General features: G+C 41.7%; 10 protein-coding genes. 3 read left to right on the top strand and 7 right to left on the bottom strand.

All coding sequences use genetic code 11. The features are described 5' to 3' along the window. Nucleotides 1–24: 24 nt before the first annotated feature. Genes baeR through AACQ38_RS06385 form a run of 5 tightly spaced genes read right to left on the bottom strand, consistent with a single transcriptional unit; the run spans nucleotide 25 to nucleotide 9,545 of the window. The gene (baeR, locus tag AACQ38_RS06405; RefSeq protein ID WP_011146998.1) at nucleotides 25–729 is read right to left on the bottom strand and encodes a two-component system response regulator BaeR; all 705 of its coding nucleotides are present in this window, start codon (nucleotides 727–729) and stop codon (nucleotides 25–27) included. Continuing rightward, nucleotides 726–2,114: a two-component system sensor histidine kinase BaeS gene (gene baeS / locus AACQ38_RS06400; protein WP_165577701.1), complete on the bottom strand. Its 1,389-nt coding sequence runs from the start codon at nucleotides 2,112–2,114 to the stop codon at nucleotides 726–728. Before baeS ends, baeR begins: the two co-directional genes overlap by 4 nt. After that, nucleotides 2,111–5,197 carry a multidrug efflux RND transporter permease subunit MdtC gene (mdtC, locus tag AACQ38_RS06395; protein WP_165577700.1) on the bottom strand — a complete coding sequence of 1,029 codons (3,087 nt, stop codon included), beginning with the start codon at nucleotides 5,195–5,197 and terminating at the stop codon, nucleotides 2,111–2,113. Before mdtC ends, baeS begins: the two co-directional genes overlap by 4 nt. Next, nucleotides 5,194–8,340, bottom strand: coding sequence for an MdtB/MuxB family multidrug efflux RND transporter permease subunit (locus AACQ38_RS06390; protein ID WP_165577699.1), 3,147 nt, complete (start codon nucleotides 8,338–8,340; stop codon nucleotides 5,194–5,196). The genes mdtC and AACQ38_RS06390 overlap by 4 nt, the downstream gene beginning before the upstream one ends. After that, complete coding sequence (locus AACQ38_RS06385) at nucleotides 8,340–9,545, bottom strand: MdtA/MuxA family multidrug efflux RND transporter periplasmic adaptor subunit (protein ID WP_011146994.1); 1,206 nt, start codon at nucleotides 9,543–9,545, stop codon at nucleotides 8,340–8,342. The genes AACQ38_RS06390 and AACQ38_RS06385 overlap by 1 nt, the downstream gene beginning before the upstream one ends. Nucleotides 9,546–10,035: 490 nt before the next feature. Between AACQ38_RS06385 and AACQ38_RS06380 the strand changes: the two genes are divergently transcribed. The 3 genes from AACQ38_RS06380 (at nucleotide 10,036) to AACQ38_RS06370 (ending at nucleotide 12,836) form a co-directional block, all read left to right on the top strand. Next, nucleotides 10,036–10,965: a nucleoside hydrolase gene (locus tag AACQ38_RS06380; protein ID WP_165577698.1), complete on the top strand. Its 930-nt coding sequence runs from the start codon at nucleotides 10,036–10,038 to the stop codon at nucleotides 10,963–10,965. A gap of 25 nt (nucleotides 10,966–10,990) precedes the next feature. Further along, nucleotides 10,991–11,980 carry an adenosine deaminase gene (gene add / locus AACQ38_RS06375; protein ID WP_165577697.1) on the top strand — a complete coding sequence of 330 codons (990 nt, stop codon included), beginning with the start codon at nucleotides 10,991–10,993 and terminating at the stop codon, nucleotides 11,978–11,980. Between the two features lie 193 nt (nucleotides 11,981–12,173). Continuing rightward, the gene (locus AACQ38_RS06370) at nucleotides 12,174–12,836 is read left to right on the top strand and encodes a Crp/Fnr family transcriptional regulator (RefSeq protein ID WP_011146991.1); all 663 of its coding nucleotides are present in this window, start codon (nucleotides 12,174–12,176) and stop codon (nucleotides 12,834–12,836) included. A gap of 187 nt (nucleotides 12,837–13,023) precedes the next feature. Here the strand turns inward: AACQ38_RS06370 and asnB are convergent, their stop codons facing one another. Continuing rightward, entirely contained in the window at nucleotides 13,024–14,556 is a 1,533-nt protein-coding gene (asnB, locus tag AACQ38_RS06365) for an asparagine synthase (glutamine-hydrolyzing) (protein ID WP_011146990.1), read from the bottom strand. 35 nt (nucleotides 14,557–14,591) lie between these two features. After that, nucleotides 14,592–15,947, bottom strand: a complete 1,356-nt coding sequence (gene aroA / locus AACQ38_RS06360; RefSeq protein WP_165577696.1) for a 3-phosphoshikimate 1-carboxyvinyltransferase — start codon at nucleotides 15,945–15,947, stop codon at nucleotides 14,592–14,594. Between the last annotated feature and the right edge of the window lie 15 nt (nucleotides 15,948–15,962).

Raw genomic sequence — 15,962 nt, 5'->3', positions numbered from 1 at the left:
TTTAATTCAGTTAAAGTGTGACAGTTATAACAAACGGCATATATCTGCTTCCCATCGGTAACCAAGTCCATAAATAGAACGAATGAATGTTTTACTGTTATCCAATTGTTCCAGTTTACGGCGTAAATTTTTAATGTGGCTATCAATGGTACGGTCTGTCACGATTCGGTGATCATCATATAGATTATTCAATAACTTATCGCGGGAAAATACTTGCCCAGGGCGACTTGCCATCGTTTTTAATAACCGGAATTCAACCGGGGTCAAATCCAGTATTTTATCGCGGTAACGCGCCTGGAAACAGGCTTCATCAATGTGTAAATCGCTTTGTTTGACAATATCTTGTGGTCGGTAACAGCGACGAAGAATCGTTTTAACTCGCGCGACAATTTCACGTGGGCTGTAAGGTTTACAAATATAATCATCTGCCCCGATTTCCAATCCAAGTAAACGGTCAATTTCTTCCGTTTTGGCGGTGACCATAATAATCGGTACATCAGAGAAGCGGCGAATTTCCCGACAAATAGTGATGCCATCACAGCCTGGAAGCATCAAATCCAGCAAAATAATATCTGGATTATGTTGCTGTACATGGGAGACAGCTTCATCACCTCGCAGTAGCCACTGGGTTTCGTAATCAGCCGCCTGCAAGTAATCAACCAGCAATTGCCCAAGTTTTGGCTCATCTTCAACAATCAAAACAGTATAATGCTCAAATTCTGTACTCATAACGTTTCGCCGTCGAGGGATTCAGTGAGCGACAATTCTACGATAATTCTCAGGCCACCTAAAGGTGAGGGTTCGGCATGGATCGTACCGTTATGGGCTTCAACGATGTTATAGCAAATGGCTAACCCAAGTCCTGAGCCACCACTGGCGCGGTTTCGTGAGGATTCACTGCGGTAGAATCGTTCAAAAACCCGTTGGCATTGCTCTGGTGACAAACCGGGCTTGCTGTCCTCCCAATTCAGAATGAAGTGGTTATCGTCAGAACAACCTTTAATGATCAATTTTCCATTATCAGCGGTATAGCGAAGACTATTTTCCAGTAAATTATGAAATAGCTGAGTCAATCTGCTTGGGTCAGCAAACAGCGTAATCGTTTCAGGAAGTTTAACATCCACTTGGATTTGTTTATCAAGGAAACGGCCATGATAAGATGCGATAGCAACCTGAATTAACTCACTGATGTTGATAAATTCTTTCCGGTATGCCAGCGCCCCGCGATCGGATAGAGATAGTTGATGTAAATCATCAACCAGTTTGGTCAATGTGGTAATTTCAGCCAATAACGAATTGAGAGTTTCTGGCGTTGGTTTGTGAACACCATCCTGTAACGCTTCCAATTCACCACGCAATATGGAAAGGGGAGTGCGCAGTTCATGAGAAATATCGGCCATATAATCGCGACGCATCTGCTCGTTTTTTTCCAGGGTACTGGCGAGTTGGTTAAAATTGTGGGCAAGCTGACCAATTTCATCTTTACTTGATGGTGTGACGCGGACACTAAAATCACCGGCTGCCAGTTTATGTGTTCCTTCAACCAAACGTTTAACGGGTTTTAACATACCGCGGGATAATAATAGCGTGGCTATCATTGCCAGCAAGGTAGATAAACCGGCAATTATCCAGCTTGTCAGTTGTTGCTGGCGATCAAAACTGATATCAGCTTGACGGGTAATTTTATCTGATGTGCTAACAATGACCCAACCAACGACTTGATGATGATAGATAATCGGTTTGCGATAAGTCTCTGACGGGATTTTACCTTCATGACCGACCAGCAGTTTCATGTCACTGTCCACCACCCAAAATTGAGTTCGCCAACCGCGAGGTGGTGGACCTTGACGGCTTTCACTGGTTTGTTCAATGGAGCGGATGATTTGAAAAATTGCCCGGTCATTCCTCTTTAAGAATTTCCAGTTGCCATGTTGTTGATATTGTTCAGCCAGTGCTTCGGCTAACATGGCAGTACGTAGCTGGATATTTTGTTTTATATAACCAATAAAACCATGCTGGAAGCTGCTTCTTACGCCCCAGTGCATGGTGATGAGTACTAGCATGCAAGTGGCGAAAATGGCCATAAACAGTTTACCACTGATGCCGAGTTTCATGATGGCTCCATAATTTGCTTGGCGGTACGCCGTTGCTGCCATTTTTCCCTTAGTCGATCAAAACAGAGATAGACAACCGGTGTGGTATATAGTGTTAAAAGCTGGCTCATAACCAAACCACCCACAATGGTGATTCCTAAAGGTTGGCGTAATTCCGTACCGTCGCCACTACTCAAAACCAGTGGCAGGGAACCAAACAAGGCGGCCAGTGTGGTCATCAGAATCGGACGGAAACGTAATAGGCTGGCTTGGAATATCGCATCACGGGCGCAGATATTACCGTTACGTTGAGCTTCAATCGCAAAGTCCACCATAATAATGGCATTCTTTTTCACGATACCAATCAATAACATGATGCCGATTAATGCTATCAGGCTGAATGGTGTGTCAAACAGTTCTAATGCCAGCAGGGCACCAATACCGGCGGAAGGCAGGGTAGAGAGAATAGTCAATGGATGGATATAACTTTCATACAGTATCCCTAGCACCAGATAGACGGTAATAATGGCCGCCAGAATCAAGAATAATTGTGATTTCAGGGTTTCCTGAAAAATCTGGGCGGTGCCTGCAAAAGTGCCACGAACCGTTGAAGGTACCCCAAGTTCGGTTGTGGTTCTTTCAATCGCATTGATAGCATCAGAGAGGGTATAGCCTTCCGGTACATTGAAAGCAATGGTTGAAGCAGCAGAAAGCCCTTGATGATTGACACTTAGCGGCGCGTTAGCCGGTTGCCAGTGAGCAAAATAGGAGAGCGGAATGGCTTTTCCTTGATTATTAATCACAAACATTTTTTCCAGTGCGCTGACATCCTGTGTATATTCTGGTGCAACTTCCATCACCACCTTGTACTGATTAAGTGGTTGATAAATGGTGGATATTTGTCGCTGACCAAAAGCATTATTCAGCAAATTATTGGCTTCACTGACATTAATGCCCAGACGAGACATGGTATCGCGGTCATAGATTATTGCCATTTCAGCGCCTTTATCCTCCTTATCTGAATTCACGTCAGTCAGTTGCGGCAATTGCCCTAATGCTTTACGGATAACAGGCTCCCATTTGCGAAGATCATTCAGATCATCTGCCAGCAATGTGAATTGATAGCTGGCATTAGCCTGGCGACCGCCAGCCCTGATATCTTGTACCGGAATGAGAAATAGATTTGCTCCCGGTTCATTGGCAAGTTTAATTCTCAGGCGCGAGATAATCTGTTCAGCGTTTTCTGAACGCTCTTTCAATGGCTTTAGAGAGATAAACATAAAGCCATTATTTACCCGCCCACCACCGGTAAAACCGATAACGCTGTCTACCGTAGGATCTGCATTGATTGTCTGCATGAAATTTTTCATTTTTTCACGCATAGACTGGAAAGAGATACTTTGATCTGCCCGAACAAACCCTAGCAACCGACCGGTATCCTGCTCTGGGAAGAAAGTTTTGGGGATATTGATATAGAGCCAAACATTTAGGGCAATGATGCCGGCCAAAATTAACAATACCCAACGGCTATGATTAAGAACCCACATCAGGGAGCGCCCGTAAACTTGCTGAATTTTCAGTAGAACTTTACCGAATCCTCGTATTTTCTTCTGTGCTTTGGAATGCTGAGATTTTAGTAAATGAGCGCACATCATTGGCGTTAGTGTTAGAGAAACCAATAATGAGATGCTGATTGATGTGGTTAGGGTAATGGCAAATTCACGGAACAGCCGACCAACCAATCCATCCATGAGCAGAAGCGGGATAAAGACGGCTACCAGTGAAATACTCATTGAGAGGACCGTAAAACCCACTTCCCGGACACCCTGTAGGGCCGCTTGCATGGGTTTTATGCCAGCTTCAAGGTGGCGGGAAATATTCTCCAGTACCACAATCGCATCATCTACCACAAATCCTGTGGCAACCGTCAGCGCCATTAAGGAAAGATTGTTCAAACTGAAACCGCACAGATACATAGCGGTAAAGGTGCCAATGAGTGAAACCGGTACAGCAATGGCAGGGATCAATGTTGCGCGACCAGAACGCAAGAACAGGAATACCACCAGAATGACCAGCCCGATAGCAATCACCAATGCTCGTTCTACTTCCACTATTGAAGCACGAATAGTGGGTGTGCGGTCTTGAGCAACTTTAAGTTGAATACTGGCAGGAATAGATTCACGTAATGCAGGTAATTGTTCACGGATACGGTTTACTGTGGCGATAATATTCGCGCCAGCCTCACGGCGAATGATCAACAAAATAGCCGGCTCACCGCCAGACATTCCGGCTGCTCTGACATTCTGAACAGAATCTTTTACATTTGCTACATCCTGCAATCGCACCGGTGAATTGTTGTTGTAGTGAACGATGATCGGGCGATAGTTTTCGGCTGTTTTTAACTCATCATTCGTTTGAATTTGCCAGTGTTGCTGATCGGAATCCACATATCCTTGTGGGCGGCGAACATTGGCATTGCTGATAGCTTTGCGTACCGCATCTAGCGAAACCCCCTGATGAAACAGGGCGCCAGGATTCAATTCAACTCTGACTGCGGGTAATGAACTGCCGCCAACAGAGACTTCACTGACGCCTTCAACTTGGGCGATTTTCTGAGCCAGTTGAGTAGAGGCAAAATCATAAAGTTGCCCTTGATTATAGGTATCAGAAGTCAATGTGAGGATCATAATTGGGGCGTCAGTCGGGTTGACTTTGTAATATTGCGGTCGGCTAGGCATACCGGAAGGCAACAGGCTTTGAGCGGCATTCAGCGCTGCCTGTACATCCCGTGCTGCACTGTTAATATCACGATTGAGATCAAATTCAAGCGTGATATTGGTACTACCAAGGGAGCTACTGGAGGTCATTTCATTGACTCCGGCAATTCGGCCTAGGGCGTGCTCCAGCGGAGTCGCGACAGATGAGGCCATTGTTTCCGGTGAAGCGCCCGGTAATGAGGCATAAACCGAGATCACCGGGAAATCCACTTGTGGTAAAGGAGAAACCGGCAACAGGGTAAATCCCAATACCCCACATAGGGTTATGGCTAAACTCAATAGCGTGGTGGCAACAGGGCGTTGGATAAATAAGGCAAAAAATTTCACCGCGGCTCCTGATGATCAATAGATGACGAGTTTGAAACTGAGAGCTGGCGATTGCGGCGATAGTGGGCCAGACGATCAAACAGCAAATAGATCACTGGTGTAGTAAACAGTGTCAGGATCTGGCTCATAATCAATCCACCTACCATACAGATACCCAAAGGACGACGTAATTCAGCACCGACACCGGTGCTGAGCATCAAGGGGAGTGCCCCAAGCAACGCCGCCATTGTGGTCATCAGAATCGGACGGAAGCGCAATAAGCACGCTTGATAAATGGCTTCGTAAGGCGATAATCCTTGTTCACGCTCCGCTGCCAACGCAAAATCGATCATCATGATGGCGTTTTTCTTCACAATACCTATCAACAAGATAATGCCGATGATCGCAATGACATCCAGTTCATGACCTGCCATCATCAGCGCTAATAGTGCACCTACTCCTGCTGTCGGCAATGTGGAGAGAATGGTCACCGGATGGATGAAGCTTTCATACAGTATGCCTAGCACGATATACATGGCGATAATGGCAGCCGCGATTAGCCACAATGTATTACCCAGTGCGCTTTCAAATGCCAGTGTTGTTCCTTGGAATTGGGTGGAAATGTCTTTGGGCATGTTGATCAATTGCGCGGCATCACGAACAGCATTGACCGCCTGTTCGAGAGAAGCATCCTCGGCAACGTTGAAAGAAAATGTTGCTGAGGGAAATTGAGCTAGGTGATTGATTGCCAGTGGGCCAAATTTTTGTTCAATAGTTGCAATAGTTCTGAGAGGTACGACATGGCCATCAGTTCCGTTAAGGCGGATGTTATCAAATGCTGCCAGCCCCGGAGTCGATGTCACATCATGTTCCAAGATGATCCGATACTGATTAGCTTGCGTATAAATGGTTGAAATTAGCCGCTGGCCGAATGCGTTATAGAGTGCGTTATCTATAGCAGCCATTGAGATGCCCAATCGGCTGGCAATGTCTCGGTCTACTTTAACGTAGGCGATCAGCCCCTGATCTTGCCAGTCACTGCTGATATCAACTAGCTCTGCTCTCTGCTTTAGTTCAGCCAGCAATTTTGGCACCCAGATACTCAGTTCATCCAGAGAGGTTGCCTGCAAAGTGAATTGGTATTGGGTACGGGTAACCTGAGTGTCAATCGTCAAATCCTGCATCGGTTGCAGATAGAGCTTTATGCCGGGTATAGCGGCAACTTTTTCCTGCAAACGCGGAATAATGTCAACGATTCTGTCATCACGCTGATTGAGTGGTTTTAGTGTGATTTGCAGTCGCCCGTTATTCAATGTTGGGTTACTGCCATCAACGCCCACAAAAGTGGTGATATTTTCTACTGCCGGGTCTTGCAGCAATAAGGATGAAACCTGTTGTTGTTTATTCACCATTGCGGTGAAGGAAATGGATTGTGGCGCTTCCAGTGTTCCCTGAATCAGCCCATTATCCTGTGATGGAAAAAATCCTTTTGGAATCATCAGATAGAGCAGGGCAGTTAGCGCCAATGTACTTAGGGCGATGCCAAAGGTGATCCACGGGTGATTCAGTGCTCTTTTTAGCCATACAGCATAACCGGCAATCATTTGTTCAAAAAATCGTCCACTGGCTTGTTCAAAACGATTGTGTTTTATCTGTGATTCCGGTTTCAGGATTCGAGCGCACATCATGGGGGTTAATGTCAGTGAGACAACGGCTGAAATCAGAATTGCCACGGCCAGGGTAATTGCAAACTCACGAAACAGGCGGCCAACGATATCGCCCATAAAAAGCAGCGGGATCAGCACCGCAATCAAAGAGAAAGTCAGGGAGATAATGGTAAAACCGATTTCACCCGCGCCTTTCAATGCGGCTGTCATCGGTTTCTCGCCTTGTTCTATATAACGAGAGATATTTTCAATGACCACAATGGCATCGTCTACGACAAAACCGGTAGCAATGGTGAGCGCCATTAGCGTCAGATTATTGACGGAGAAACCGCAGAAATACATCACTGCGAATGTGCCGATCAGTGAAAGGGGAACGGCGATACTGGGGATAAGTGTTGCGATACCGTTACGTAAAAACAGATAAATCACCATAACAACCAGTGCAATTGCCAGTAATAGCTCAAACTGAACATCTTTCACTGAGGCGCGAATGGTTGTTGTGCGGTCAGTCAGGATTTTCATATCGACGGATTTTGGCAAGCTGCTGATGAGTTCCGGCAACATCTGGCGAATATTATCTGTAGTTTCAATCACATTGGCACCTGGCTGGCGCTGAACATTAATCACAATCGCTTGTGTGTTATTGGACCATGCACCTAGTTTGGTATTTTCAGCGCCTTGTTCAATGGTTGCGACATCTTGTAACCGTACCGGTGAGCCATTTTTATAGGCGATGATCAAGTTGCGGTAATCATTTACTGACTTCATTTGATCGTTGGCCGAAAGCGTGACAGAGCGAGTCGGACCATCAAGGCTACCTTTGGCGGAATTAACGTTAGCATTGTTGATAGCGGTGCGGATGGTTTCGCTATCCAATCCCTGTGCAGCGACCGCTTGGGCATTTAGCTTCACTCTGACGGCTGGTCGCTGGCCGCCGGCGAGTGTCACCAATCCTACACCGTTGACCTGTGAAATTTTCTGCGCAATACGGGTTTCCACCATATCTTGAATCTGTGTCATTGGCATTGCATCGGAGGTGACTGCTAGCATTAGAATCGGTGGATCAGCGGGATTAACTTTGCTGTAGATAGGGGGATAAGGCAGGTCATTCGGCAATAAATTACTGGCTGCATTGATAGCCGCCTGCACTTCCTGCTCGGCGACATCTAGCGGCAAAGTTAGCTGGAATTGTAATGTGATAACGGAAGCCCCGCCGGAACTTTGAGAGGCCATCTGTTTAAGGCCAGACATCTGTCCGAGTTGGCGCTCAAGTGGTGCGGTGACTGCCGAAGTCATCACATCGGGGCTTGCACCGGGGTAGAGTGTGACAACCTGAATGGTGGGATAGTCCACTTCCGGTAATGCAGACACGGGCAACATGCGATAGCCGATAATACCTGCTAGCAGGATTGCTGCCATAAACAGCGTGGTGGCAACAGGTCGCAAGATGAACAGGCGTGATGGTCCGCCACCTGGGATTGGGGAGCCTGCCTGCATCAGGAATTCTCCGTTTGATCGTGTTTTTGTGGTTGAGGCTTATTTACCATCGGTGTGACAATATCCACCTTAGCGCCATCTGTCAGGCGATCGATACCATCAGTGACCACTTTATCACCTGCTGCTAAGCCGGCACTGATAACAACACGTTTTGTATCCTGCAATTTGACCGTGACCAGATGCTTGCTGACTTTATTCTCTTTACCTAACATCCAGACAAAATTCCCTTCATTACCCATTTGCAGGGCAGCATTTGGGATCACCACTGCATTTTCCAGTGTATCGACTTTAATACGGACATTAACAAACTGATTTGGGAATAAGATGCTTTCTTGATTGGAAAAACGGGCTTTTAGCTTAATTGTGCCGGTAGTGGCATCAATTTGATTATCAATGCTCAACAGCTTGCCTGCGGCAAGTTGTTGCTGGTTATTGCGATCCCAGGCACTAACAACGACGTCATGATTCGTTTTCTGAGCTTGTAAAACAGCATTGATATCGTTTTCAGGGAGTGAAAACAGCACATCTACCGGATCGGTTTGGGTAATAACCACGATAGAGGAGCTGTTACCACTGGAAATAAAATTTCCTACATCGATCTGTTTCAAGCCCACTTTACCGGAAATGGGAGCTGTAATACGGCTGTAAGTGAGTTGAAGTTTTGCACTATCAATTGCGGCTTGATCAACTTTCAGACTGGCTTCGTGTTGGCGGACAAGTGCACGTTGATTATCCATTTCTTGTTGGGAAATCAGGTGAGTGTTTGCCAATTTCTGGTAGCGATTGAGATCCTGACGAGCATTCGCCAATATTGCTTCATCTTTAGCAAGCTGGCCTTTGGCTTGCGCTAGTTGAACCTGAAAAGGGCGTGGATCAATTTCTGCCAGTAAATCCCCTTGTTTAATTTGTTGGCCTTCTTGAAAGTGCAAAGCGATAAGCTGACCTTCAACCCGGCTGGTTACCGTGGCGGTATTGGCGGCCTGAATGGTGCCAAGCCCGGCCAGAAAGCGAGGGACTGCCTGCTCTTTTGCTGTGGCAACCTGTACAGGGGGTAAAGGGGAATGTCTTAAACCAGAGGATTGATCCGATGGGCTCGATTGTTGAGGGGTTTTAAGTTGGTACCAGAAAAATATAGCGGCAGCAATGGCAATAGCGGCCAGTGCTGCACGAAAAAGGAGGGTACGGTGTTTATTATTTTGATTCATTTCTTCGACATTCTCTCAAACGCAAGGCTAAGATGTTGCTTGATTATGTCCGACTGAAATATCGGTTTAATCTCATGCTATTAGTTTAGACAGTGAGGATAGGCTAAAAAATGGAGAAAATGTGGAAAATATGTCAAGGAAGCGCTTTTTAAGGCAAATTAAGGCGTTTTTTGTCAGTTTTTTCGAGTCGGCTCCAGAAATTATGCAAATGAGGCTGCTTCTGTTACCTTCGTTTTCTTTACGGTTGTGAGATTATATCGCTTAATTTTCAAGAGAATTTAAACGGGTGATAAAATGCAAAAAAATATAGTCCATAGGGTATAGAACATATTCCTGCGAATTGTTTATTGATGGTAAATTGTGAAATAGATCACATATTGGTTATCTATCTCTGCGCACATTATTTCTTAATTCTGGAAAAAGGTCATGTGACTTTTTTTGGGCGGAATTTATAGATTAATGTAAGGAATATGATAAAGGGAAATAGTCTATGAGACATTTCATTATTGATACAGATACGGCTTCCGATGATGCAGTTGCATTATTGATGGCGCTCCGTGAACCCTCAGTTTTTATTGAAGGTATTACTATTGTTGCTGGTAATTGTGCTGTTGCGCAGTGCAGGAAAAATGCATTAGTTAGTATTGAAAAAGCAGGGACATATATTCCTCCGGTATATGAAGGGATGAGTAAACCATTATTTAGAGAGCATTATGCTTCATATCATATTCATGGAAAAGATGGTATGGGTAATATGAATTTACCAGAGTCTTCGTTAATAGTAGAAGATAAACATGCAGTAGATGCCATTATTGATATCGTGAAAAAATTCCCTGGTGAGATAGAGATAATCACTTTGGGACCATTGACAAATATAGCAATGGCTGTCTTAAAAGAGCCGGATTTATATAAATCTGTCAAAGTGATATATATTATGGGTGGCTCTGGGTTGAAATCAGGTAATATTACGCCATTGGCTGAATTCAATCTCTATTCTGATGCTGAAGCAGCACATATAGTATTGAATTCTGGATTACCTCTTATATTTTGTGGATGGGAGTTAGGTATGGAGGAGGCTTTTATTAATGAATTCGATATGGATAAATTAAATTCTTTAGGTGATCTTGGTCAGTTTACAGTGAGCTGTAATAGAACATTGATTGAATTCAATGCGGGAAGAACGAATAGAAAAGGATTTGATCTGCCTGATCCTATAACAATGGCTATTGCTTTATATCCGAATGAAATGATAGAGGATAAATTAGCGGTGTATGGTTATGTTGAATATCAAAGCGCACGTTCATATGGGCATTTAGTGATTGATTCAACCGATCTTCTCAATCATCCCCATAATATGAGTGTGGTGACTAAAATCAAGGGTGAGGTATTTAAGAATAAACTATTTACATTATTATCGTAATTTTAGTCATATAGGAGAATAAAAGATGAATTTTAATCCTGATTTACTGAGAAAGGTAGAATTACATACACATCTTGATTGTGGGTTGAGTTATCATTTCGTTAAAAAATTCATTCCTGATATTACCCATAAGTCATTTTGTGAAAAATATATTGCCGCTGAAAAATGTCATGATTTAGGTGATTTTTTAAATAAGATCATTCCTTCACTGGATTTACTACAAAAAAGGGACGTAATCGCTGATGCTGTAGAAGATCTTTTCATACAATTAAAAAGCGATAATGTAGTTTATGCTGAAATTAGATTTGCACCTTTACTTCATCTTCGCTTAGGATTAAATGAACGCGATATTGTAGAAATTGTTTTGGAAGCAATGAAAAATTATTCAATCAAATATGGTATAGCAGCAGGTTTAATATTATGTACATTGCGGCATTTTTCAGAAGATCAAAGTTTGAGAACCGCATATCTTGTCAATGAATATTCTAATTACGGCGTTGTTGCTCTCGATCTTGCTGCCGATGAGGCAAGATATCCACTTAGTGCACATTTGAATGCGTTTAGAATGGTGTTGGAAAATGGTGGAAATATTATTGCGCATGCAGGAGAAGCGAAAGGGGCTGAAAGTGTGCGCGAGACTATTAATAAATTAAATATTTCTCGTATAGGTCATGGTGTTAGAAGTATTGAAGATCGAGATGTTATTGATCTCCTTATAGAGAGAAATATACATTTAGAAGTATGCCCGACGTGTAATATTATTTGTGATATTTATGATATCTATGAAAATCATCCAGTTAATTTTTTAAAAGAGGTTGGTGTAAATATTGGGATTAATACGGATGCCCGGACAGTTGCAAATATCACCTTATGTGAAGAATATCTGAGGATTAATCGATATTTTGGTTGGCAATATAGTGATTTTATTGAAACAAATTTGAATGCATTACATGCTTCATTTTCCAGTAATGAACTGAAAAGTCGATTGGAAAAGGAAATAATGAGATTTTCGTAGTGAAAAATTGCATTTTATTCATCTTTATGTATAATCGTAAAAAATTTATATTAAATCTGTAATCTGTAATCTGTAATCTGTAATCTGTAATCTGTAATCTGTAATCTGTAATCTGTAATCTGTAATCTGTAATCTGTAATCTGTAATCTGTAATCTGTAATCTGTAATCTGTAATCTGTATAAAGAGAATAAATTGAAAGATTATATTGATAAATATCATCTTGATAGTATTTTTCCAGCAGAATTTATGCCAAAGTTAGATGTGGTTGAAATTAAGAAAAATACCTATCTTACACATCAGTCATCAATTTTTACTCATCTCTATATTTTAGTTGAGGGTAAACTAAAGGTTGAGTTTTATAATGTTAATGGAAAATTTTCTGTTTTTGCCTTTGCTACGCCTCTTTTTCTTATTGGAGATTTAGAACTTTTTCATGCCCAAGGCGATAACATAATTAATACTGTCTTTGCTCAGGAGCGATCAGTTCTGCTATCAATTCCGTTAGAAACGGTAAGAATATTTGGATTAACAGATGTTGGATTTCTTCAATTTGTTTGTAAGCAACTCAGTAATAAGCTTTTTGAGTCTTCTTTGTTTCGAACGGGGATATTTTTAACTGTTGAGGATAAGCTAAAGCGATTTCTTTACTATCATTCGAAAAGAAATGGAACTGTGTTGGTATTAGAGAAAAGGGAAGATTTAGCATCTGTTTTAGGTGTTTCAGTCAGGCAATTAAATAGAGCTATTAAGAGTTTGAATGAAAAAGGAATAATTGTATCGAAGAATAAGAGAGTTGACATTATTGATTATGATTTCTTAAAAAAGGATATTGAGTTTCAATTTGACGCTAAGTGATGAAAATAAAAAATCCTATTTTTATCGCTAAATAGCTGCATTGTTAACAGAATATACCCTATGGATTTCGAGATGCTTCGCGGCGGCAAAGGAGCGAATCCCCGGGCGCATAGTAACTATGTGACCGGGGTGAGAGAGTGCAGCCAACAAAGAGGCAACTTGAAAGATGACGGGTATAATGGTTAAATTACGATATGAAATTAAAGTAACCCGATTCTGAAAAATCTTTGCCAGATTCTTTAAAACGTTCTTTCGGGAGTGGATAACCCAAAGAGAGATACTTTTCAGCGAAATATAATGAACTTTGATGGGTTAATCCGATAGAATTAAGGCTGTCAACCATGTTTCTCGGTAGATTGCATTTAATATCTTTAACGTAATCAATGATAGTATTTTTTACACCACTGCCATCTGGCATTCTTATTTTTGGTCTGTCAATGATATATTCGGGTATTTTTCCTCTGAATGCTTCGCGTAAAATATATTTTTCTATCCCATTATTGAGTTTGTAAGAAAAATCCAAGCTTAAAACATAAGGCACTAGTGCTGAATCCATAAAGGGAACTCTTGCTTCAACAGTATTTCTCATGCTTGCCCGATCAACTCTTTGTAAATCAGTCCTATGAAGATTATTTAATCGATATAGGGAGAGGTGATGGGGATCGGGGTATGTTTTAAATAGATCGTAACCAGCAAAAATTTCATCACTACCTTCTCCACATAAAGCAATTTTAAAGCCAAGACGGTTAGCAATATAATAGCCAAAGTGAGCAATAGTTGAATCAATCGCATCGATTTGTTCGAAAAATTCACCATAATAGATAGCATCTTGGATATTATTGATTAATTCTTCCTGAGTAAATGTATATATAATATGCTTTATATTATTCTCAGTACAATATCTTTGGGCAATTTCAATGTCTTTTGAACCCGGTAATCCAAATGAAATCGCCGTAATATCGTGGTGATATTTTTTTGCAAGATAAAGCACGATAGTACTGTCTATGCCGCCGCTAAACATAATTGACACTGGCAGGTCTGTGTCAACCCGCTTTCTGACGGCATTATCTAACAGTGAATAGATTTTTTCTTTTGCCTGTTCGACGTTATCGCTGCTTGCTGGGATAGTTGTGTCGTAGCTAATATATTTCTCACTAGTCAATCCGTCGAAAATTGAACCGGGTTCAACAGGTTTAATTTCTGAGTTAAATTCGATTAATGATTTTATTTCTGAGGCTACATACCAGTTACCCTCTTTTTGGGTGTAATAGAGCGGTTTTATACCGACGTGATCTCTGCCTAATAAGAATTTATTATTCTTATTATCAAATAGAATAAAACTAAACATGCCATCTAATTTTTTAATAAATGACTTGCCATAGCAAATGTAGGCAATTAGGGCAACTTCTGCATCGCCCCCATTTTTAAATTGATAACCTTGTTTAATTAATTCATTTCGAAGAGACTTGTAATTATAAATTTGACCATTCAGAACAAGATGAAGATCATGTTCCTGATTTGATATGGGTTGATAGGCTGAATCGCGTTCGACAATAGCAAGTCTGTTGGTTGCAATTGAAAAGTTATTTCTGACAACCTTCTCATTAAATCGAGATGGATCGCCACGATGTGCTATTTTTGACATTATAGTCTGTAGCTTATTTTCAATATCATCAATAAGCCTATTTTCTGTATTAAAAACACCACCAATTCCACACATAGGTAATTCCTTTGGTTAAGAGCTATCAATGATATTTAAACGTCTTCTAGTATAGGGGCAGAATATTTTAATTCGTTCACATTGGCACCTAATGTAGATATTTCGGCAAAATATTCTGGATAGGTTTGACCAACATGATATGGCTCACTGATAATCAGGGGCTCATCACAATGTAAACCTATTGTTGTAAGTGCCATGATTAATCCATGATCGTAATGACCATCAACAATAACACCGCCTTTATATCCATATGGATTGCCATAAATAATTAATTGGTCTAGTCTCTCTTCTGATCTAATTCCTATTTTGTCTAATTCCCGCCGAAAATCAGAAATTCTGTCTGATTCTTTATAGCGGATATGTTCAATGTTATAGAAAACGCTTTTACCGTTGGCAAACGCAGCTAATGCAGCCAGTGCAGGCACCGCATCTGGTGCCAGTGAACCATCGAAATCTTGCGCTTTTAGGGTGCCGCTAGATCGAATATTGAGACAATCATCCCTGATGAAGCTGATTTTCGTTCCACTGTTAATTAAATAGTTCACCACCGCGCCATTACCTAATTCTTCCTCAAAGAAACCGTTTAGGGTGACATCAGAATTCAGTGAGGCGCAAAGTGCAAGGATTGCCGCCGTGCTGGCTGGATCAGCGCCGACGCTAAATTCTGATGGAATAAATCGACTCTTTCCTGTCGTAAAGAAATTGCGGAATTTATCATCATATTCGATATTAATGCCCGCTTTGCGTAAATTATTAATTGTCGTGTGAACCATTGATGGTGCGGTAATTGTATCGATGACTTTTATTTGCAGATCTCGTTCACTAATGGCACCTAAGTAAAGTAGCCCACTTAGGAATTGAGAGCTCTTTCTGCATGAAATTTCAGTGTAATTACCAATGTTTTTATCTGATTTCATGCTTATCGGTAAAAGTGAATCAGGCCCAACTGCGGTGCACTGAATATTGAGTGATTTTAGTGCATTGACCATTTCCAATTGTGATCGTGTACCCAGGGAGTAACTGTATTCTGTAATAAATTCAGTATCCGGTAAATAACCGGCTACTCCCATTAATAGCCGTAATACAACGCCAGAATTACCTGGGTTAAAGATGATTTTTTTATCAATTTGTCTGATATCTATGCCTTCTACGATTGTCCCTGTAATATCACTATTAAATGATGCCCCTAAACGGGAACAGTTTAATTTCATTGCTGTTGTATTGTTCCCTGATGCCATGTTATTTATTTTACTTGTACCTTCCGTTAATGATGCAGTCAGAATGGCGCGAGTTGAAGAACTTTTGGAGGCAGGTAAAGTTATTGAGCCATTTAATGATTTGGTTTTGTTTATTTCGATAAATGGCGGATGATTATTACCATAATAATTCATATTTTTTTCTCGCTT

This window comes from Photorhabdus sp. RW14-46 (assembly GCF_963887965.1).
GTDB lineage: Bacteria > Pseudomonadota > Gammaproteobacteria > Enterobacterales > Enterobacteriaceae > Photorhabdus > Photorhabdus laumondii.
This window is presented reverse-complemented; position numbering and strand designations above follow the sequence as displayed.